Source organism: Methanolapillus africanus (assembly GCF_032714475.1).
Lineage (GTDB): Archaea > Halobacteriota > Methanosarcinia > Methanosarcinales > Methanosarcinaceae > Methanolapillus > Methanolapillus africanus.
In genome coordinates, this window is record NZ_JAWDKD010000003.1 from 72,030 (window position 1) to 92,064 (window position 20,035).

Below are 20,035 nucleotides of genomic sequence, written 5' to 3' on the forward strand. Positions count from 1 at the left end.
AAAAGAGGAAAGATTATGACGTCGAATTCTGATTTTCCGAAAATTACCGCCAATTCAAAAACCCGCTGCATGCCTGCTTCTTCAGCGCCAAAAAAGTATGCGCCAAAAGTTAAATCTTTGGATTATCAATTCGGTATTTCTTCAGCATTAATGGATAAGCTTGTTCGATTCCGTTTTGAAGATTATAAGTCTTGTAAAATCCCTGAAAAGTGTTTTTGCAAACAAACACGTGCAGAACGAAAAGAACTGGATGATTTCTTTGAAAAGTCATTTTGTTGCCGCATTGATGATTTTCGTAAGGAGTAGGGGACGACAGCTACCGGATTAAGTTCTGATACTTGGAAAGATCCAAACCATCCGGATCGCGGAAAATATCCGGTTGAACACGTCCGGGTCAATAATCTGTATCGAATTCACGGATATTATGTCGGAAACAATTTCTATATTGTTTCTTTTGATCCGGAACATCAAGTCAACAAATCAAGATGAGCTGCAAATCCAAGAAAAAAAGAAAACACAAAAAAGAACATGAAATAAAAACTAAAATAAAAAACAAAAAGTAAAAACAGAAGCCGGAAATTCCGGCTTTTAAATTATTTTTTCATTTGTTCACATTTTATTTTTCTTTAATACTTTTTGCCGTCGTCATACATCCGTTTCGGCTTTTTCGCGTAAACGCGTTTGATTTTTTTCGCGGTCACGGAATCGCCGGTTCTGGATTTAAAACCGCCGCCGCGCACTTTAATGGAAACGATCGGATAGGCTTTGCCGTCGATTTTCACATTCTGGCCGACGACATAAGAGAAGTCGCCCGGAACTTTTTGTTCGTGGGATTTGGTCACTTCTTTGTCTTGAATCGCGATTTTGACGGTCACTTCATCAATGGCGCGTCCCCAAATTGTTTCGATTTCTTTGACAAAAGCGGATGGCTGGCGCCGTTCTTTTGTTTCCAGCGCGGTAATAATAATCGGATAAGCGGCGCCGCTGGCGTCGTCGTCCACGATGATCTCGTCGTCAATAAAATAGCGTTCCTCTTCGTTGAATGTGGTTTGAAGCACAAACGTGTTTTCCATTTGGCTGACAATCACTTTCACATTCTTCATTCTCGGCCGGCTGACCCGGTAGCTGTGGATTTGTCCGCAGTCCATGCAGCGCGCGACAGGGCTTTGTCCGGGTTTAATGATTTCATGCCAGGTTTCGTCTTGCGGCGAACAGTTCGGGCATTTCAGTTCCAAGTCCCCGAATGTTTCTTCTTCATCATCATCGTCGACGCTTTCTGAGTCGATCGCGCCGGTCTCTTCGACTTCTTCAACGTCCTGCGCGTCAAATCCGGTCTCTTCAATATCTGTAACTTCTTCATTTTTATTCGATTTCATAACCATAAGAATCAACTCAGGTACAATTGTATGACTAGTATTTGAAATCTATCATCTTATTTTTCACTTTTTGTTTTCATTTCCTATCTTCGGTCATTTTGATTTTGCGCCGCCGCGCGTGTTATGGCGATGTCTGTCGTTTAAGCTTCCAAAACCAACGCTCAACTTCATATGCATGTCCAACAATCAACAAAAATTTTGCAACATAAAACTATTAATAGAATGCAAATCTCATAATTGAGAAACACCTTAATTTTGAGAATCACTCTCAAAAAACAAAAGAAACGGAAAAACCGGTATGGACCACATCAAATATCTCAAAACACTCGCACTTTTCGGCTGCGACAAAAAGTTCGTCAAAATTTCCGCCAAAGATTTGGAAAAAGAAATGAACGCCAGCGATAAAACCGTTTCGCGCCACCTGAAACTTTTAGAGGACGACGGTCTCATCGACCGTGAAATGACCGGCGCCGGCCAAAACATTATGATCCGCCCGTCTGGCCTGAAATTGTTGTCCCACGAATACGCGGATTACAAGAAAATATTCGGCGCCGGTGAAGAAATCGAACTCGACGGAACCGTTGTTTCCGGAATCGGCGAAGGCAAATATTACATTTCGATCGGCGGCTACATGAAACAGTTTGAAGAAAAGCTCTGTTTCAGCCCGTTCCCCGGAACGCTCAACGTCCGGGTTCGGGACTATTCGCTCGCTCTGCGCCGAAAACTCACGGAAATGCCGTTTGTCAAAATCAACGGCTTCTCGGAAGGCGGACGAACTTTCGGAAACGGCTACTGCTATCCGGCGGAAATCCGCGGCGTCGTCTGCGCAATTATCGTTCCCGAACGGACGCATTATCAGGAAGATTTGTTGGAAATCATTGCGCCGTGCAGCCTGCGGGAAAAACTGCAGCTCAAAGACGGCGACGATGTTTCCGTCATTGTCGGCCGGCCAACCTGCCGGTAAGATGTGATTTTTAATTTTAAAATTATTTATTTCCTATTTATTTCAATCCAATTTCATCTATCCATTCAATTTATTATTTCTTATTATTTTATTTTTCAATTTCAATCAAAATACAACAAGAGGGAAAAACATGGACAGTTCCTTTAAAGTTCAACAATCATCCGTTCCGTCAACAAATGCCTGTTCTGCAGAGCCGGAATATTCTGCAAACATTAAAAACGCCATGGCGGCTCTTCGGGAAGGCCGTTTCTTTTTGCTTTACGACTCTGACAAGCGGGAAGGTGAAACGGATTTCGTCATCAGCGCGACGGCCGTTAAGCCGCAGGATGTCAAACGCATGCGCAAAGACGGCGGCGGGTTGATTTGCGTCGCGATCGGTCCGGACGCCGCTCAACAGTTGAAATTACCGTTTATGGCCGACGTCGTCGACGCCGCTGCCAAAAATTCCACGGCGAAGCTCGACATCGGAACGGTTGTGGAGCGGGAAGGCGATATCAAATATGACAAAAAATCCTCCTTTTCGCTGTGGGTCAACCACCGGGAAAACCGAACCGGCATTCCGGACAATGACCGTGCTTACACGATCAACCGCCTCGGCGAAATCACCAAAAAAGCGACTGCAGGCGAAAAGGTGGAATTTTCATCCGAATTCAGAACGCCCGGACATACGGCGACCCTTCGTGCCGCCGACGGCCTTTTGGATATCCGCCGCGGACAAACGGAATTGTCGATTGCGCTGGCATTGATGGCCGGCTCAAACCCGGCGACCGTCGTTTGCGAAATGCTCGATGACAACACCGGATTCGCGCTTTCAAAGGCGGACGCTAAAGATTACGGAAACAAAAACGGCATGGTTTTTGTTGAAGGCTACGAAGTCGTTGAAGCGTTTGAAATGTGGAAAAAAGCCAACGGAATTTGAATGAAATCTGAATAATTAGGAGTGAAAATTATGGATTTAAATCATTGTACGCCCGTTTTATTTGTCAAAGACGCCCAAAAAGCGCGCAGCTTTTACGAAGGTCTTTTGGGCATGACGGTCGTCGCGGATTTCGGCGGCTTGAATTTGGTCTTCAAGGAAGGATTTGCGCTTTGGCAAATCATGGACGGAAATATTATTCCCGAAAAACTCGGACGCGAAAATATTGAAAATTCAAAGAGCGTCAGCCGCTTTGAATTGGGTTTTGAAACGGAAGAAATCGACGACATCTTCAAGACATTAAAGGAAAACAATACCAAATTCCTGCATGAAATGAATATGGAACTTTGGGGTCAGCGGACGATTCGCTTTTACGATCCGGACGGACATCTCATCGAAGTCGGCGAATCCATGCCGTTTTTTCTCAGACGGATTTACAACGAGGAAGGACAAAACCTGGAAGCGACATCCCAACGCACATTTACGCCGGTTGATGTTTTGAAGCAAATCCTGGGTCTCTAAACTTGTTCTCCAAATTGTTCTCTGAAATTGTTTTTCAGAACTTAATCTCTAAATATTGATTTTAGAAGAATCCGATAAAATCGGATTCTTCTGTCATTCTTTTTTCCGATCTGATTTCCGATTTATTGAAAAATCAATAAACGCCGCGCATGAAATTTCCTCTCGTAAAGTCAGAGCCGTCTGTCGATTCTTCTTTCTCGGATTCGGTTTCATTGTCGGTTCCGATTTCTTTTTGTCCGCCGGTTTGAAGCCGTTCCAATTCTTTTTTGTAGCGCGCCGTCAAATCGGCGAGTTCGCTTGCCGTGTGTCCGAGCCCGTCAATTCTGAATGATGAGACGCCGGCATTTTTCAATTTCGGCAGCAAATCATACGCGTTGAGTTCTTTGGAATTAAAAATAATGCTTCTGCCTTTGGAATCGGTCAGCACCGGAAACACAAAGTCCTTTGCGTCTTTCAGCGCATAACGGAAAATTGAATCCGATTTGTTTTGAGTTCTCGCCGTTTCTTTGATTTTGCCGTCCGCCAGTGTTTCCAAAAGCGGATGTTCAGTTGTCATCAGCCGCTGCCGTCCGTGAACCGCGCATTCCAATCCGCCCGGTATTCTTCTTTTCTCAAAAAGACGGTCCGACAAAACGGAAATATCGCGAATGGAAAGCTCGGGCGACAGCGTGACAAACTCGGCGCCGCCTCCCAAAAACAGATCGGCGGTTTCCGAATTAAATATATTAAACGCGGCGTCGGCGGCCACTCTGAATTTGCCGTTGAATCTTGTTTGAACAAAATAATAAACGCCCGGGTTCGACGCCAAAACTCCTGAAATACCGAGGTCGGACAATTCTGAAAGTGTTTGCCGGAATTCATCGAAATCGCTTTCTTTGGTCACAAACGGCGTTTTCCACCACAATTTTTCCAAATCGGTCGGGTCAATATCGGAGCCGGAAATCATTTCTTTTAAATCGGAAATGGTGACGCCGCATTCCTTTTTGGTGAACGGGTCGGCGAAAATGTCGCCGCCGACATAAACGCGGTCGGCGCCGGCCGAAAGAGCGGACAACACATCCTCTTTCGTGTAAGCGCAAACACAAAGGGCAAGCGGGCTTTTCTTTTCATTTTGAAGCGGCAACTCTGCATTTGTCGGAATAACAAGTATCGGATTGTCCGTTTTCGGTTGCGCGCTTTGAATCCGCGCCGCCGCCAAGGCTCTTAACGCCCGGTTGCGTGTTTCTTTAAAGACGCCGACCGGAACAAAACAATCGTCAATCACGTCCGCGTCGGCCGATAAAACGTCGTAGATCGTATTGCCGAGTTTGGACAGCATGTCGACGGCGGACTCTTTGGAAAACGGATTTTTAATGGCCGGCTGAACCATGTAATCCGATTCGATTTTCACTTCGTTTCCGTCTTCGTCCATGGCGGTTACTTCCAGCAAAAAACCGGAACAAACAAAACATTTCAAACGGACCGGAATCTGAACCGGAACCGCCGGCGCCAACATCTCAATCAATTCGGCAATCGCTTCGGCTTTTTGAGCGCCTGTTTTGTTTTTCAGATCCATGTTTCCGATATGCTTTCGGACGTCTTCTTCCGGCATTTCAGGAAGCGTTTTTTGAATTTCGCGCCGCAGGTTAAAGTCCAGCGTTTTGTAAACGGCGTCGCCGATTTTCGGCAGGTATTTGCCGTTTTCATCTTCAAAAAGAACAGGCGCCAAAATATTCGCCGTTTCTCCCGAAGTCGCCTCGTTCACCATTTTTCGGGACACGTACATTTTTTTCACGACAAAACCTTGCCGCGGGTCTTCGACGCCATCCGTTTCTTTACTGATGTCGCCGATGGAAATGCCGTCCTGCGACGACAACGAAGCCGTCAAATGAACGCTGATTTGGCCGCGGCCGGGGTCGACGTCCGTGATTTTTCCGACCATGATGCCTTTGTTGTACGGCAATTTACGGCTCATCAATTCGTTTTTCGGATTTTTGACAAAATAACCGGACGTAAAATCGCGGTTGAACAGCTTTTTGAGAATTTCTTTTTCTTCAGTCGTCGGACCAACGGATCTCACTTTTTCGCTTTTGCCGTTGTTTGCCGCAGCGTACCGGTCGATTAATTTCCGGTAAACGGAAACAACGCCGGCTACATATTCCGGTTTTTTCATCCGGCCTTCGATTTTAAAAGAATCAACACCGGCATCCATCAGCCGGAACAAATCATCCGACGCGTTCAAGTCGCGGGGACTGATTAAGTATTTCCCGTCGGTTTGAACGGGTTTCCCGTCAACGGTCAGTGTATATTTCTTCCGGCAGGGCTGTGCGCATTGTCCGCGGTTTCCGCTTCGTCCGCCCACAACGCCGCTGAATAAACATTGTCCGGAATAGCAAATGCAAAGCGCTCCGTGAATGAATGTTTCAATTTCGACGCCCGTTTCTTTCAAGGCTTTCAATTCCGGAATGGTGTTTTCGCGGGCCGGAACAATTCTGCAGACGCCTTTTTCTTTTAAGAATTGAGCATGATAAGAGTTATGAACCGTCATTTGAGTGCTGGCATGAATCTGAATCGGGGAGAAGCCGGCGCCTGTTTGACGGTTTTGAAGCAAATTTAAGAAGCCGACGTCTTGAATAATGACAGCGTCGACGCCCATCCGGTACAATTCGTCAAAAAGAGTGACCACGTCGCCGAGTTCGTCATCCTTAAAAAGCGTATTCAAAGTGATGAATATTTTTTTTCCGAAGGCGTGCGTCAAAGCAATGCCGATTTCCAATTCCTCTTCCGAAAAGTTTCCGGCGTAAGCGCGCGCGTTGAACTTGGCGGCGCCCATGTAAACCGCGTCAGCGCCGTTTTCAACGCCGGCGACTAAAGACAATAATGTTCCGGCCGGCGCCAAAAGTTCCGGCTTTTTCTCATTTTTTAACGTCGTCATTTTAAAATCACAATTTTCCTTCTTTCTATTTCTGCTTAAAAAGAATTGATTGCATAAAATGGTAAGCCTAAAAGTGGCATCCTTTTAGCCGCCGCCGTCCGCGCGCGCGTTATGGCGGTCATTTTGGACGAATTTGAAAAAATCGGGGGTCTGATCTTAAATTTTCAAAAAAAGGAGGAAAAATAGATGAGGAGGAATGAAAAAATAAAAGAAAAATAGGCCCGGTTATTCGCAAACCGGAATGCCGTGCTTTTTCAATTCTTCTTTCACATCGCTCACGGTGTATTTATCGAAGTGGAAAATGCTGGCCGCGAGAACAGCATCCGCGTCGCCTTCCAAAATGCCTTCCACCATGTGGTCGATTGTGCCGACGCCGCCGGACGCAATCACCGGGATGGAAACCGCTTCGGCAACCGCGCGGGTGGCCGGGAGGTCGTAACCGTCTTGGGTGCCGTCGCGGTCTTTGCTGGTGAGCAAAATCTCGCAGACGCCGAGGTTTTCGACTTCTTGAGCCCAGTCAACGACATCCATGCCGGTGCCCTCGTTGCCGCCCATGATGACAACTTCGTACCAGAATTTTTCGCCGTCTTCTTCAAAAATATGGACGCCCGCAACCGAAATGTCCGGATTTCTCTTACAGTCAATCGCAATGACGATTTTCTCGGAGCCGTATTTTTCGACGGCTTTCGCGACAAAATCGGGATCTTTGACGCCGGCGGTGTTGATGGACACTTTTGAGGCGCCCGCGTCCAGCATTCTTTGGATGTGGTCCATGGTTGAAATGCCGCCGCCGATGGTGAACGGGATTGAAATCTCTTTGGACGCCCGCTCAATCACGTCGAGAAGCGTTTCTCTTCCCTGAACGGATGCGGTGATGTCTAAAAAGACCAAGGCGTCTGCGCCTTGCGCTTCATACTTTTTTGCAAATGCCACCGGGTCACCGGCGTCTATAAGTTCTTCGAATTCGATGCCTTTTACAACTCTACCGCCTTTTTCATCCAGAAGAAGGTCAAGACAGGGAATAACGCGCTTTTCCTTTGACATAATTTTCATTTAAATGGTTGTAGTTTATATACTTTTTTGATGAAATGTTTCACGCTCAATCGTGATATTCAAAATTTTGTTCATAATTCGCAAAAGAAAATATGAGCCGGAATTATTTTTTGCCGATATCGTATTTTAAACCTTTTTCCAAGGTTTGAAACATAAGATTTTTATTCATTTTTCACATTTATTCGGGAAATAATTAACATTCATCTTGATTTTTTGAAATGCATTTTTTTCAAAAAAGTCAAATTTATTTTATTTGAAAAAAATTTGGTGTTCAGTGGGTATTACATTTATATGATGAAAGTAATACGACTATTCGTTACTTTCACTGACTTTACAAATTTCACAACTTTCACGATCATTTTACGTCACTTTCACGACTTACAACTTTCAATATGTTTCGTTTATTTCAATCGGGCGCCGGGTGGACGGCGGCCGAGCTTAAAAACCGGTCGTTATTTTATGAATGAAATATCAAGCATGGTCATCTCTCACAAAAAAGCAACCGTGGCCGAAATGGAATGTGCGTGGCCGCTCAGCGCTGAAGAGATGCTTCAAAAACTTTACGAAAAGGAATTCGTTTACGAGTGCGTCATTTTAAAAACGTGCAACCGGGCGGAAATCTATGTTGTTTCCGAGCGGGGCAGCAGCGTTTTATTCAATTTTTCCAAAGAGATGGGCGTTGAGACGCGCATCGTCGATTTTTATGACCACGACGAATCCTTGGAACATCTTCTCCGGCTGTCGTGCGGCCTGGAGTCCATGATCGTCGGCGAAGATCAAATTTTAGGGCAAATCAAAGACGCGTACACGCTCGCGGTCAAACAAAAAACAATCGGACGCGTTCTCGACACCGCTTTTACGAAAGCGATTCAAGTCGGCAAACGCGCGCGGACGGAAACGCGGATCAATAAAGGATCCGTTTCCATCGGTTCTGCCGCGGTTGAATTGGCGGAAGACTGCCTCGGCGGTTTGGAAGGCAAATCCATCATGGTGATCGGCGTCGGTGAAATCGGTATCTTGGTCGCGCGCGCGCTCGCGGACAAAAATTTGGACGCGATTTACATTTCCAACCGCACGTACAAGAAAGCGCAGGACTTAGCGTATGAACTCGGCGGCAAGGCGATTCAGTTTGATTCGATTGTTTCCCATTTGGAAAAAGCCGACGTTCTCATCAGCGCCACTGGCGCGCCGCACTATGTTCTTACCAAAGCGACGGTGGAAAAAAGCCTGCCCAAGCGCAACGGAAAACCGCTTTTCATGGTCGACATCGCCAATCCGCGCGACATTGAAGAATCCGTCAACGACCTTGACGGCGTCACGCTTTGCAACATCGATAATTTGCGCGTCATCAGCGAAAAAACGCTCAAAATGAGAAACGAGGAAGCGAAAAAAGTTGTTGACATCATCAATGAAGAACTCATTCTGCTGAACAAACAATTCAAGCGCCAGAAAGCGGACTACATCGTGGCCGAGCTTTACAAAAACGTTTACGGTATCCGTGAAGAGGAAAAAGGAAAAGCCGTCAACAAATTCCGCGTCAAGCACACGATCGGGGAATTCGAGGAAAATATTTTGGAAAATTTAACGCACGCGATTGCCAATCAAATTTTGGCGGAGCCGACCAAAATCCTCCGAAACGCTGCCGAGCAAGACAACGACGAGCTGCTTGAAGCCGTGGCCAAAGTGTTTAACATCCAAACGGACAGCATCAAGTCGAATGACTGTTCGTGTGAAGAAAAAAATAAATAATAGAAAATGAAATCACCTAAAAAAGTGATTCTCATCACAATTTATCCGGCGGATTGATTTCTGTGCGTTCAATTCTGTCAACGCAACAGGCGTCAGCAATCCGATACGTGTCAGCAATCCGATACGTGTCAGCAATCCGACATGTGTCAACAATCATTATCAATCCGCTTCATTACCAAACATACAACCAATCAGCCGGGTCGAATTCAAAAATCCGGTGAAAATCAAAAACTATTTATAATTTCAATATTGGGGATGTGTCATGGAAGAAAAATTAAAAGATGTTATTAACGAACAGATGGACTTAGTCATTATTTCATTACGCGACGACGACGATTACGGCATTTCAATCCTGACCATTCAGGACGACGATCCGGTTTGCCAAATTAAGCTCTATCATAACCCGCTGGATTTGGACGGCAAAAGCTTCTCCAAAGCGATGGACGAGCTGAACGATTATTCCAAAGTGTACGTCGAAGAATCCAATGACATTTATGAAGCTTTAAACGTGCACCGCGATTTCTGTCTTCACCCGGAAATGTCGCCGGAAGAATTCGATAAGATCAACGTCCGCGTTCTTCAAAGCAGCGCCGATCTTGAAAAAATATTGAAAAAAGGCGTCAAAGGCATGTTTAACTATTTCGCCCTTGAAAATCAGTGATTGAATCTTTCAGAAACGATTCTTTCATTTGATTTTTTATTGATTCATTCATTTGATTCATTATTTTCTCATATTTTATTATTTATTTTTTATTTTTAATTTTTTGTTTTGCTTTGTTTTTTGTTTCGTTCATTTAATATCTGTTCAGTTCTTTTTATAACTCCTCAGTTGACTTATTATTTCAAATATTATTTTATTCAAAAGTCATTTTATTCAAAATCATATTCTCAGGAGATTCAAATGTCCTTCCCAGTGAACAGAATGCGGCGGCTCAGATCCGGAAACCTGATCAAAGAGATGGTTCGGGAAAACACGTTATCCACTTCGGATTTAATTTATCCGTTCTTCGTGGACGAAAATGCTTCCGAAAAAATCCCGGTCGCCTCTATGCCCGGCGTTTTCCGCTGGCCGCTCCACATGGCGGCGGAAGCGGCGCGTGAAGCGGTTGATTTGAAAATCCCGGCTGTTTTGGTGTTCGGCATTCCGAAAGCGAAGGACGCTGCAGGCACGCATTCTTACGGCGATTCCGACGTCGTCCAAGAATCGGTCCGCCAAATCAAAGCGGCGTTCGGCGACAAACTTTTGGTCGTCACCGACGTCTGCATGTGCGAATACACCGATCACGGTCACTGCGGCATTGTGGATATGAAAACGCATGACGTCATCAACGATGAAACGCTGCCGATTCTCGGCAAAATTGCGGTCAGCCACGCCAAAGCGGGGGCGGACATCATTGCGCCGTCCGGCATGATGGACGGCATGATTGCGGCGATCCGGTCGGCGCTGGATGACAACGGATTTGAAAACACGCCGATTATGTCTTATTCTTCCAAATACGCGTCCGTCTTTTACGGACCGTTCCGCGACGCTGCCGATTCCGGATTTTGTTTCGGCGACCGTGCTTCTTATCAAATGGATCCGGCCAACGGCGATGAAGCCGTTCGGGAAACGCAGCTCGACGTTCTGGAAGGCGCCGACATGCTGATGGTGAAACCGGGTATGCCGTATTTGGATATCGTTTACCGCATCAAACAAGAATTTAAGATGCCGCTGGCGATTTACCAGGTGAGCGGCGAGTATTCGATGATCAAAGCGGCGGCTCAAAACGGCTGGCTGGACGAGGAAAAATGCTTTTATGAAGCGATGCTTTCCATGAAAAGGGCCGGTGCCAACATGATTATTACATATTACGCCAAGGAAATGGCTGAAATTTTAGCCAAAAAATAATCATTTGATGTTGTTTTGGTATTGATGTTGATATTTTGTATTTATTCATTTTAATTCATTTATTTTTTTTATTCAGCGGGGAATTTCAATGGTCAAAGAAGAAAAAGGATTTCAGACGAATCACGCCCAATCGGAAAAGCTGTACGAAGCCGCCAAGAAAATCATTCCTGGCGGCGTCAGCAGTCCGGTGCGCGCGATCAAACCGTTTCCGTTTTATACGGCGTCGGCCGACGGCTCCAAAATTTACGATGCGGACGGCAATGAATTCATTGACTATTGTATGGCGTACGGTCCTGCGATTCTCGGACACAACCACCCGGTGATTAAACAGGCGATTACAGCGCAGCTGGACAAAGGCTGGCTTTACGGAACGCCGACGGATCTTGAAGTCGAGTTGGCAAAACGCGTCAACAATTTCTTCCCGTCCGTTGAAATGATGCGTTTCGTGTCGTCTGGTTCGGAAGCGACCATGAGCGCGATTCGCTTGGCGCGCGGGTTTACGAAAAAGAATAAAATTATCAAAATCGAAGGTGGTTTTCATGGCGCTCACGACGCGGTTCTCGTGAAAGCCGGCTCTGGCGCCACCACACATGGCGAGCCGAACTCGCCGGGAATTCCGGCGGACGTGACCAAAAATACGCTTCAAGTGGCGTACAACGACATTGAAGCAATGGCCGACGTTATTGAGAAAAATAAAAATGATATGGCGGCGGTCATTATTGAACCGGTTCTCGGAAACATCGGTCCGGTTTTGCCCAATGACGGTTATTTGCAGGAACTGCGCAAGCTGACGGCTGAAAACGATTGTTTGTTGATTTTCGATGAAGTCATCACCGGTTTCCGTTTGGCGGCGGGCGGCGCTCAGGAATATTACAATATCAAACCCGACTTGACGACGCTCGGAAAAATTGCCGGCGGCGGCATGCCGGTCGGCGTTTTCGGCGGACGCAAGGAAATCCTGGAATTGATTTCCCCCAACGGTCCCGTTTATCAGGCCGGAACGTTCAGCGGCAGTCCGTGTTCCATGGCGGCGGGAATTGCCACGCTGGATTACATGAAACAAAACAACATTTGGGCGGCGCTCAACAAAAAAGGCGACGCGTTCCGAAAATCTTTGTCCGACATTGTTGCGGACAAAAAATTGGATTATTACGTCGGCGGCCTCGCTTCTCTGTTTGTGATTTTCTTCGGACAAAAACCGGCAAACTATCAGGACGTTCTCAAATGCGATTCGGCGTCGTACATGAAGTTTTTTGAAGGCATGCTCAACGACGGCGTTTTTTTGCCGCCGTCTCAATTTGAAACGAATTTTATTTCCATGGCGCACACGGATGAGGATTATGAAAAAACGTTTGCGGCTGTTGAGAAAAATTTGCCGAAAGCAAAATAAGTATTACAATTCATTGATTAATTAATTGATTCAAAAAAGGAATTTCATCATGATTATCGGAACACGCGGCAGCAATTTGGCTTTGGTTCAAACCCGGAAGGTGGCCGGCCTGCTGAAAGAAAAAGGTTTTTCGACAACGGAACAAATCATTAAAACGGACGGCGACCGTTTCACGGACCGCCCGCTTTACCAGGTTTCAACCGGCGTCGGCGCCTTCGTTCGGGAACTCGACGACGCCATGATTGCGGAAGGCATTGAAATTGCGGTTCACTCCATGAAAGATCTGCCGACGGTCCGTCCGCCGGAATTGGTTACGGCGGCGGTTTTGGTCCGCGATTCGCCGTACGACGTGTTGCTCACCAAAGACGGGCTTTCCATTGACGAACTTCCGAAAAACGCTGTCATCGGAACCAGTTCCATGCGCCGCCGCGCGCAGCTGCTCCGCTACCGCCCGGATCTTCAAATTGAAGAACTGCGCGGAAATATCGACACCCGGCTCCGGAAATTAAATGAAGGACAGTACGACGGGATTATTTTGGCGGAAGCCGGTCTTGAAAGAATGGGCTGGGACGACATTGTGCGCGTCCGTTTGCCGATTGATGAGTTCTGTCCGTCTCCGAATCAGGGAACGGTGGCGATCGTCGCTCTCGCCGGAACGCCGGCGGTGGAGGCGGTGGCTCTGTTGAATCATCTCCCGTCTCAAATTGAAACGCAAATCGAACGCCTTGTTGTGAAAGATTTGGAAGGCGGCTGTACGACGCCGATTGGATCTTACGCGAAGTTTGAGCCGAACGGTAAAAAAATTCGAGTGCGTGCGGAAGTTCTTTCCTGTGACGGCACGAAAAGCATCAAAGTCGATGAGAAAATCTCGGCGGACAATTGGAAAATTGAGGCCGAAAAACTCGGCAAGGATTTGGCGGATTCCGGCGGCAAAATGTTGGCGGAAGAGGCGATTTGTTATATTCAGGAATTGAAAGACAAGAAGAGCCAATGATTTTTGTTTTTATTTTTTATTTATTTTTTTGATTGATTTTATGATTCATTGATGATTCAAGCGGGATAATTTATGTATCAAATTGCGGGCATTTCTCTTCCGAATCCGGCGCTTCTGGCGGCCGGCATTTTGGGAACGACCGGCGCGTCGATGGCGCGCCAAATTCGAAACGGCGCCGGCGGCGTCGTGACAAAATCCATCGGTCCGGTGCCGGTTTTCGGACATCCGAATCCGTCCATGGTTCAGCTGAAAAACGGTTTTATCAATGCGATGGGTCTTCCGAATCCGTCTTTTGAAGAGTTCCGTCAGGAAATCGATTTTGTTAAAAACAACAAAAATAACGCAGCCGGCGCGCCGGTCGTTGCCAGCATTTTCGGCGGCGATGTCAAGGATTTCGTCGCGGTGGCGCAGGGACTGATGCCGGCCAAACCGGACGCGTTTGAATTGAATTTGAGCTGCCCGCACGCCAAAGGTTACGGCGCGGACATCGGCAGCCAACCGTGCCACGTGGAAGAAATCACGGCGGCCGTGAAGGACGTTGTGGATATTCCGGTTTGGGTCAAGCTGACGCCAAATGTGGCAAATATTAAAGACATCGGGCTGGCGGCACAAGCCGGCGGTGCTGACGCCGTTGTGGCGATAAACACGGTGCGTGCCATGGCGATTGATATTTATTCCGGCTGGCCGGTTCTCGGGAACCGTTCGGGCGGTTTGTCGGGTCCGGCGGTTAAACCGGTTGCCGTCAAATGCGTTTATGATTTATACGACGTTCTCGACATTCCGGTGATCGGCGTCGGCGGCATTTCTTCTTGGGAAGATATGATTGAAATGATGATGGCCGGCGCGTCGGCGGTTCAAATCGGGTCGGCGGTTTATGACAACGATTTTGTCTTCCGTGACGTTTGGTCCGGCGCCGAACGGTTTATGAAAGAAAACGGCTGGTCCATGTCCGAACTCGTCGGGCTCAGCCACACCAAAAAACCGGCGGACGCCGTCAATTCTTCAAAAAATAATTCCTGCGGCTGCGGAGGGAAAAAATGACAAATTCCTGTTTTTCGTTCGGCGGTTTGCCGAAAAACGCCAAGATCATCAAAATCATCGATGAAGCCAAAAATCAAAAGCGGACGCTTCTCTTTGACGCGGAATTTGAAAACGCGGCGCCGGGACAGTTCGGCATGGTTTGGATTCGCGGCACGGATGAAATTCCGCTCGGTTGCTCTTTCAAAAACGGCGTGACGTTTCAAGTGGTCGGCGACGCAACCAAAACACTCTTTTCGCTCAAAGAAGGCGATTCGGTCGGTTTGCGCGGTCCGTTCGGAAACGGCTTTTCGATCCCCAAAAAGGGCGACAAAATTTTAATCGTCGCCGGCGGCATCGGCGCGGCGCCGTTGGCACCGCTTGCTGAAAAAGCAAACGAGGCCGGCGCCAAAGTCACAATCATTTTGGGCGCGCGCAGCGCGGACGATTTGATTTTTGAGAAACGGTTCAAAGACGCCGGCAACGTTTTGCTGACGACCGACGATGGCTCGTTGGGACGCAAAGGGTTTGTGACGACCGTTTTGTCGGAACAAGATTTGGGCAAGTTTTCCAAAATTTACGTCTGCGGCCCGGAAATCATGATGAAATTCGTGATGGACATCTTGATTCAGAAAAATGCGGTCGAAAAGTCTGAATTTTCGATGGAGCGTTATTTCAAGTGCGGCATCGGCGTTTGCGGCGCGTGCTGCATCGACGAAACCGGCGTTCGCGTTTGCAAAGACGGTCCGGTTTTCCCGGGAACGGTTTTGTTGAACTCGGAATTCGGAAAATACCATCGGGACGCTTCCGGAAAACGGATTAAATATTGATCTTTTTTCCGTTTTTATTTTCAATTTCTTTTTTTCTTTTTTTGAGCGGGCAGCATGCGAGCGCGTTATAGCGACACTTTTTTGTTTCACGTTTTTAAAAATTAAGGTCTGGCTTATTAAAAATCCCATGCAAAACATCCCGATTAAACAGACGCGTTTCGCGTCTGTTTAATCGGAATCCGATGAGAAGGATTGGGAAATAGCAACAGCAGATGCAAATCGGACCAAGAAACAACTGTATTGTCAGAAACAGCTGATACAAACTGAAATCTAAAAACAGTCAACTGTAGGTGCAAACTGAAATTTAAAAATAGTGAACTGCAGGTACAAACTGAAATCTAAAAACAGTCAACTGTAGGTGCAAACTGAAATTTAAAAATAGTGAACTGTAGGTGCATCGGAATCCAAAAATAGTGAACTGTAGGTACAAATTGAAATTTAAAAATAGAAAACTGCAGATGCAAACTGAATTCTAAAAAACAGATGAAATCTGAAAATGAGAAAATAAAAATAATCTCTTGGGATTATCTTTTCTTTTTCTTCTTTTCAGCTTCTTCTTGCTGTTTTAAATAATCATCTCTGATTTGTTCGGGCGTTCTGACAAGATCTGTTTTTCCGAGGAAGCGGTCCAAAGCGCTCGCGTTTGTGAAAACTTGCTCGCGTTTTCCTTTTTGATTGATCATCAGTCCGACAAAAATGAGCGCCAATCCGATGATTTCGTTAAAGCCCGGAATTAAGAACGTGCCCAGCAACACAAGCGTGGACGCGATGATTCCTTTGAATGCGCCTTTGCGGTAGGAAAAATAGCCGGTGCGCCGGAAAATCCGCATGTCGCGGTAAGTTAAGTACAAAATCGCGATGTATGCGAAAATGCCGATGCCGATGTAAAGATTGATGAGCGTGAATTCGACCATTTTTATTTTCCCCGTTTTCCAAATTAAATAAGTCAAACAAATTAAACAAATCAAACCGGTCGAGCAAACGAGCGATTCTTCAAATGTTTGACGGAAAGTAAAACAGAAAAGTAAATATGTAAAAGACATATAAAACGATATTTGAAATCGTTTAAAAAATAAAATTATTCTTATTATAATTAGTCAAAATCTTATTCCAATCAATCCAAAATCAATTTCATTTTGATCAAATTTTGTTCTCTATCTTCCGTTTTTGATTCAAAGAACGTTTTGATTCAAAGAGTGTTTCGAGTCAAAGGGCGTTTTGATTTTAAAGTGGTTTGATTTTAAAGCGGTTTGATTTAAAAAGTTGTTTTTAATTTTCAGAGTGTGAAAAGTCGTGGATGTTTCCGGCAGTTTATGGTATTTGTTGCTTGTCATTTTGTTAATTCTTTCCGCCTTTTTCTCGGCGGCCGAAACGGCTTTTTCGTCCATTCACAAAATCCGTATTAAAACGATGGCTGAAGAAGGCAACGAAAAAGCCAAACGCGTTTTAAAACTCGTCGGCAATTACGACAAATTCATTTCGACCGTTCTCATCGGCAACAACATCGTTAACATCGGCGCCGCATCGGTGGCGACGATTATTTTCGGACAGCTGTTTCCGGCGGAAACCGCCGCAGCCGTTTCAACCGTTGTCATGACGCTTCTCGTGCTGACTTTTGGTGAAATCTTGCCGAAAAGCTTCGCCAAAGCCAACGCCGACCGTTTGGTCATGATTTTTATCCGACCGATGGAATTGATTTCGATCCTCCTGTCGCCGTTGGTTTTCGTTTTTGCCAAAATGGCGGCCGTGGTCGGACGGTCTCGAAATAAGGACGAAAAGCAGCCGACTGTGACCGAAGAAGAACTCAAATACATCATCGAATCCATTGAGGAAGAAGGTGTGATCGGCGAACTGGAAAGCGAACTGATTCAATCCGCGATGGACTTTGACGACACGACGGTTCAGGAAATTATGGTGCCGCGCGTCGATGTGGCGGCGCTTGACGTCAATGACAGTCAAGAAGAAATTCTCAAACAGATCATCGACGAAGGTTTTTCCAGAATGCCGGTTTACGAAAACAGCATCGATACCATCATCGGCGTCGTTCATATTCGGGACGTTTTGGTGGATGTCGCGCAAGGAAAGCCGATTGACCTGCGCAGCTTAGCGAAACCGTGCAAATTCGTCTACAAAACGATGAAATTGGAACCGCTTCTCAATGATTTCCGCCATTCCAAATCGCATTTCGCGGTAATCGTCGACGATTACGGCGGAACGAGTGGCATTGTCACAATGGAAGACGTCTTGGAAGAACTGGTCGGCGAGATTTGGGACGAAACGGATGAAATCATCAACGATATCGTCGAGATTGAAAAAGACATCTATGAAGTCAACGGCAACTGCAACATTTATGATTTGCTGGATTATCTTGAGATGGACGAGCGGGATTTCGAAAGTGATTACAACACGGCCGGCGGCTGGACGCTCGGCGTATTTGAACGAATTCCCGAAGTCGGCGAAACGTTCGATTACAAAAATCTGCAGGTGACCATTCTGGAAGTCAGCGACCAGCGGGTGACCAAACTGATTATTCAAAAATTGAATCCGGAAGAAATGAATAAAAAAGGCGAAAAAGAAGAAAAAAGTGAAAAAGGCGAAAACGGCAAAAACGGGCAACAATCGTGATGCTGAAATTTATTTTCAGCATTCACCGGCTTCTATTTTCATACTTTCTTTGTAAAAATTTCCCCATTCTTCCATCATTTTCATAATCGGCTGAAGTGAACCGCCAAGTTCGGTCAGTTCATATTCCACGCGGGGCGGCACTTCCGCATAAACGGTTCGTGTGATGAGTCCGTCTTCTTCTAAGGATCTCAAATTGTCCGTCAGCACTTTTTGGCTGATGCCGTCCACACCTTTTCGAAGTTCGCCAAACCGTTTGGTTCCGGACAGCAAATCTCTTAAAATCAATAGCTTCCACTTGTTTCCGATTAAATCCACCGTTGTGGCGACCGGGCAGGGCGTCAATTCTTTTTTTGTTAACATCGATGGTCATCTCCAATAGTTTCTAAAACGTTCCTATATAACAAATATGTTTCTGCTTTCTTTTTAAATGTTATAGTTCTATTAGGATATTGCAGGTAAAAATATATCAATCCTTGCATTTCGAAGTTAAAATTGAAGTATTGAAATATTGAAAAATTAAAACAAGTGATCCTCATGAAAAAGAATGATTTTAAATCCATTAACCTCGGCAAAGGCGCAATGAACATTTACGATTTCGGCAACGTTAAGCTTCATGCTTACAAAACAAACGACTTCATCACCGACGAAGTTTTTCTGATCGAAAAAAGCGGCAAAATGATCGTTGTTGAAAGCCCGTGTTTCTTTGACAACATCAAAGAGCTGGCGGACTACATCAACACATTGAATGTTCAGGTTGAAGGAAAACTTCTTTCTTACCACATGGCCGGCGCCACTTTCCTGCCGAACGTTCCGGTTTACGCAACGAAGAACGCGGACGAATATGGTCATACCGGCGGCGGAAAAGCGTTGATTGACAATTTTGCCGGCGCGTTTGGTCCTATTTTTGATCCGTCAATTCCGGCTGTGACCCATTATTTAAAAGATGGTCCGGCAACAATTGCCGGGATCCAAGTGAATATTATTCCAACGCCGGAAGGATTTGACATTGAACTTCCGGAAATCAACGCCGTTTACACGCACATGCTCGGCCATGACTGTCATTCGATTGTGGGCGGCGCCGGACACGCGGACGCTCTGATCGGTCAATTGAACGGATTCAAAAAAGCCGGCTTCGATTTGATTTTGACGTCGCATTATACGCCGGAAGACTTGAAAGATGTTGAAACGAAAGTCAAATATTTGGAAGATCTCAAGGAAACGGCGTCAAAATACGAATCGGCTGAAGAATTTAAAGCGGCGGTTCAGAAGAAGTATCCGGAATATGCCGGTGAAAACTATCTGGACATGACGGCCGGATTCTTTTTCCCGAATTAAAATTCAGGCGAAATCTTTTGATTTCGCTTCTTTTTTTATCATTTTTTACTGTTTGCTTTTTTGGCGGACGGTATGCGCGCGCGTTACGGCAGCACTTTTTCTTTTTCCCCAAAAACCCGAGGGCAATTTTTTGTTTTAGTTGTTTTATTTATTTTTTCGGTTTTTCAGGGTTGCTTTTCATTTATAAATGGTTATTTTCCGTTTACTTTTATGTCTTCTCATCTCTTTTTTAATCAATCGTCTGCCGGGAACTTTTATATAGAAGTTCTGACATTAATTTACCTGAATCATACATACAACAGATTCATCTTAATCACCACTTAAATTCGTTTTCAACAACGATCGACAAAGAATTTAAAGCAGGGTCAACTTGTTTTGAATCTTTGTTTTGTCATCTTTCTGATCATTTTGTTTATTCTTATTCTATAAAACAAAATTATACAAATATTAAGGAGGATTTTA

Annotated in this window: 18 protein-coding genes; 13 read left to right on the forward strand and 5 right to left on the reverse strand. The window is 45.7% G+C overall.

What is annotated here, in order from left to right; translation table 11 throughout:
* Positions 1-15 precede the first annotated feature (15 nt).
* Positions 16-306 carry a hypothetical protein gene (locus MsAg5_RS00845; protein ID WP_338098719.1) on the forward strand — a complete coding sequence of 97 codons (291 nt, stop codon included), beginning with the start codon at positions 16-18 and terminating at the stop codon, positions 304-306.
* A 320-nt stretch (positions 307-626) separates the two neighbouring features.
* Here the strand turns inward: MsAg5_RS00845 and MsAg5_RS00850 are convergent, their stop codons facing one another.
* Positions 627-1,382, reverse strand: coding sequence for an HVO_0476 family zinc finger protein (locus MsAg5_RS00850; RefSeq protein ID WP_338098798.1), 756 nt, complete (start codon positions 1,380-1,382; stop codon positions 627-629).
* Positions 1,383-1,674: 292 nt separating this feature from the next.
* On the opposite strand from MsAg5_RS00850, the gene MsAg5_RS00855 reads away from it, so the two are divergent.
* The 3 genes from MsAg5_RS00855 to MsAg5_RS00865 all read left to right on the forward strand — a co-directional run bounded on the left by MsAg5_RS00855 (position 1,675) and on the right by MsAg5_RS00865 (position 3,778).
* A complete protein-coding gene (locus tag MsAg5_RS00855) occupies positions 1,675-2,340 on the forward strand; it encodes a winged helix-turn-helix domain-containing protein/riboflavin kinase (RefSeq protein ID WP_338098720.1) in 666 nt (221 codons plus the stop codon).
* A 130-nt stretch (positions 2,341-2,470) separates the two neighbouring features.
* A complete protein-coding gene (gene ribB / locus MsAg5_RS00860; protein ID WP_338098721.1) occupies positions 2,471-3,259 on the forward strand; it encodes a 3,4-dihydroxy-2-butanone-4-phosphate synthase in 789 nt (262 codons plus the stop codon).
* 30 nt (positions 3,260-3,289) lie between these two features.
* Positions 3,290-3,778: a VOC family protein gene (locus MsAg5_RS00865; RefSeq protein WP_338098722.1), complete on the forward strand. Its 489-nt coding sequence runs from the start codon at positions 3,290-3,292 to the stop codon at positions 3,776-3,778.
* A 133-nt stretch (positions 3,779-3,911) separates the two neighbouring features.
* Here MsAg5_RS00865 and MsAg5_RS00870 read toward each other — a convergent pair whose 3' ends face one another.
* Both MsAg5_RS00870 and hisF read right to left on the reverse strand, forming a co-directional pair.
* Entirely contained in the window at positions 3,912-6,692 is a 2,781-nt protein-coding gene (locus MsAg5_RS00870; RefSeq protein ID WP_338098723.1) for a U32 family peptidase, read from the reverse strand.
* A 225-nt stretch (positions 6,693-6,917) separates the two neighbouring features.
* Positions 6,918-7,736 (reverse strand): imidazole glycerol phosphate synthase subunit HisF, encoded by an 819-nt coding sequence (gene hisF, locus MsAg5_RS00875; RefSeq protein ID WP_338098799.1) that lies wholly within the window; start codon positions 7,734-7,736, stop codon positions 6,918-6,920.
* 468 nt (positions 7,737-8,204) lie between these two features.
* Here hisF and hemA point away from each other — a divergent pair, with 468 nt between their 5' ends.
* The 7 genes from hemA to MsAg5_RS00910 all read left to right on the forward strand — a co-directional run bounded on the left by hemA (position 8,205) and on the right by MsAg5_RS00910 (position 15,613).
* Positions 8,205-9,494 carry a glutamyl-tRNA reductase gene (gene hemA / locus MsAg5_RS00880; RefSeq protein WP_338098724.1) on the forward strand — a complete coding sequence of 430 codons (1,290 nt, stop codon included), beginning with the start codon at positions 8,205-8,207 and terminating at the stop codon, positions 9,492-9,494.
* Between the two features lie 262 nt (positions 9,495-9,756).
* Positions 9,757-10,155 (forward strand): hypothetical protein, encoded by a 399-nt coding sequence (locus tag MsAg5_RS00885; protein ID WP_338098725.1) that lies wholly within the window; start codon positions 9,757-9,759, stop codon positions 10,153-10,155.
* A gap of 240 nt (positions 10,156-10,395) precedes the next feature.
* Positions 10,396-11,382 (forward strand): porphobilinogen synthase, encoded by a 987-nt coding sequence (gene hemB, locus MsAg5_RS00890; RefSeq protein WP_338098726.1) that lies wholly within the window; start codon positions 10,396-10,398, stop codon positions 11,380-11,382.
* A gap of 88 nt (positions 11,383-11,470) precedes the next feature.
* On the forward strand, positions 11,471-12,772 hold the full coding sequence (hemL, locus tag MsAg5_RS00895; protein ID WP_338098727.1) for a glutamate-1-semialdehyde 2,1-aminomutase: 1,302 nt from the start codon (positions 11,471-11,473) through the stop codon (positions 12,770-12,772).
* Positions 12,773-12,821: 49 nt separating this feature from the next.
* Positions 12,822-13,766 (forward strand): hydroxymethylbilane synthase, encoded by a 945-nt coding sequence (gene hemC / locus MsAg5_RS00900; RefSeq protein ID WP_338098728.1) that lies wholly within the window; start codon positions 12,822-12,824, stop codon positions 13,764-13,766.
* 72 nt (positions 13,767-13,838) lie between these two features.
* Positions 13,839-14,807 (forward strand): dihydroorotate dehydrogenase, encoded by a 969-nt coding sequence (locus MsAg5_RS00905; RefSeq protein ID WP_338098729.1) that lies wholly within the window; start codon positions 13,839-13,841, stop codon positions 14,805-14,807.
* Positions 14,804-15,613: a dihydroorotate dehydrogenase electron transfer subunit gene (locus MsAg5_RS00910; protein ID WP_338098730.1), complete on the forward strand. Its 810-nt coding sequence runs from the start codon at positions 14,804-14,806 to the stop codon at positions 15,611-15,613. The genes MsAg5_RS00905 and MsAg5_RS00910 overlap by 4 nt, the downstream gene beginning before the upstream one ends.
* 524 nt (positions 15,614-16,137) lie before the next feature.
* On the opposite strand, the gene MsAg5_RS00915 is transcribed toward MsAg5_RS00910, so the two are convergent.
* Positions 16,138-16,527, reverse strand: coding sequence for a hypothetical protein (locus MsAg5_RS00915; protein WP_338098731.1), 390 nt, complete (start codon positions 16,525-16,527; stop codon positions 16,138-16,140).
* Between the two features lie 379 nt (positions 16,528-16,906).
* Here MsAg5_RS00915 and MsAg5_RS00920 point away from each other — a divergent pair, with 379 nt between their 5' ends.
* A complete protein-coding gene (locus MsAg5_RS00920) occupies positions 16,907-18,238 on the forward strand; it encodes a hemolysin family protein (protein WP_338098732.1) in 1,332 nt (443 codons plus the stop codon).
* A 15-nt stretch (positions 18,239-18,253) separates the two neighbouring features.
* Here the strand turns inward: MsAg5_RS00920 and MsAg5_RS00925 are convergent, their stop codons facing one another.
* Entirely contained in the window at positions 18,254-18,598 is a 345-nt protein-coding gene (locus MsAg5_RS00925; protein WP_338098733.1) for a winged helix-turn-helix transcriptional regulator, read from the reverse strand.
* A gap of 174 nt (positions 18,599-18,772) precedes the next feature.
* On the opposite strand from MsAg5_RS00925, the gene MsAg5_RS00930 reads away from it, so the two are divergent.
* Entirely contained in the window at positions 18,773-19,573 is an 801-nt protein-coding gene (locus tag MsAg5_RS00930; RefSeq protein ID WP_338098734.1) for an MBL fold metallo-hydrolase, read from the forward strand.
* The last annotated feature ends 462 nt before the right edge of the window (positions 19,574-20,035 follow it).

What these genes read in the sequence shown, in the direction of transcription:
- MsAg5_RS00845 (WP_338098719.1), top strand. Translation starts at nt 16, where the DNA reads ATGACGTCGAATTCTGATTTTCCGAAAATTACCGCCAATTCAAAAACC.
- MsAg5_RS00850 (WP_338098798.1), bottom strand. Translation starts at nt 1,382, where the DNA reads ATGGTTATGAAATCGAATAAAAATGAAGAAGTTACAGATATTGAAGAG.
- MsAg5_RS00855 (WP_338098720.1), top strand. Translation starts at nt 1,675, where the DNA reads ATGGACCACATCAAATATCTCAAAACACTCGCACTTTTCGGCTGCGAC.
- ribB (WP_338098721.1), top strand. Translation starts at nt 2,471, where the DNA reads ATGGACAGTTCCTTTAAAGTTCAACAATCATCCGTTCCGTCAACAAAT.
- MsAg5_RS00865 (WP_338098722.1), top strand. Translation starts at nt 3,290, where the DNA reads ATGGATTTAAATCATTGTACGCCCGTTTTATTTGTCAAAGACGCCCAA.
- MsAg5_RS00870 (WP_338098723.1), bottom strand. Translation starts at nt 6,692, where the DNA reads ATGACGACGTTAAAAAATGAGAAAAAGCCGGAACTTTTGGCGCCGGCC.
- hisF (WP_338098799.1), bottom strand. Translation starts at nt 7,736, where the DNA reads ATGTCAAAGGAAAAGCGCGTTATTCCCTGTCTTGACCTTCTTCTGGAT.
- hemA (WP_338098724.1), top strand. Translation starts at nt 8,205, where the DNA reads ATGAATGAAATATCAAGCATGGTCATCTCTCACAAAAAAGCAACCGTG.
- MsAg5_RS00885 (WP_338098725.1), top strand. Translation starts at nt 9,757, where the DNA reads ATGGAAGAAAAATTAAAAGATGTTATTAACGAACAGATGGACTTAGTC.
- hemB (WP_338098726.1), top strand. Translation starts at nt 10,396, where the DNA reads ATGTCCTTCCCAGTGAACAGAATGCGGCGGCTCAGATCCGGAAACCTG.
- hemL (WP_338098727.1), top strand. Translation starts at nt 11,471, where the DNA reads ATGGTCAAAGAAGAAAAAGGATTTCAGACGAATCACGCCCAATCGGAA.
- hemC (WP_338098728.1), top strand. Translation starts at nt 12,822, where the DNA reads ATGATTATCGGAACACGCGGCAGCAATTTGGCTTTGGTTCAAACCCGG.
- MsAg5_RS00905 (WP_338098729.1), top strand. Translation starts at nt 13,839, where the DNA reads ATGTATCAAATTGCGGGCATTTCTCTTCCGAATCCGGCGCTTCTGGCG.
- MsAg5_RS00910 (WP_338098730.1), top strand. Translation starts at nt 14,804, where the DNA reads ATGACAAATTCCTGTTTTTCGTTCGGCGGTTTGCCGAAAAACGCCAAG.
- MsAg5_RS00915 (WP_338098731.1), bottom strand. Translation starts at nt 16,527, where the DNA reads ATGGTCGAATTCACGCTCATCAATCTTTACATCGGCATCGGCATTTTC.
- MsAg5_RS00925 (WP_338098733.1), bottom strand. Translation starts at nt 18,598, where the DNA reads ATGTTAACAAAAAAAGAATTGACGCCCTGCCCGGTCGCCACAACGGTG.
- MsAg5_RS00930 (WP_338098734.1), top strand. Translation starts at nt 18,773, where the DNA reads ATGAAAAAGAATGATTTTAAATCCATTAACCTCGGCAAAGGCGCAATG.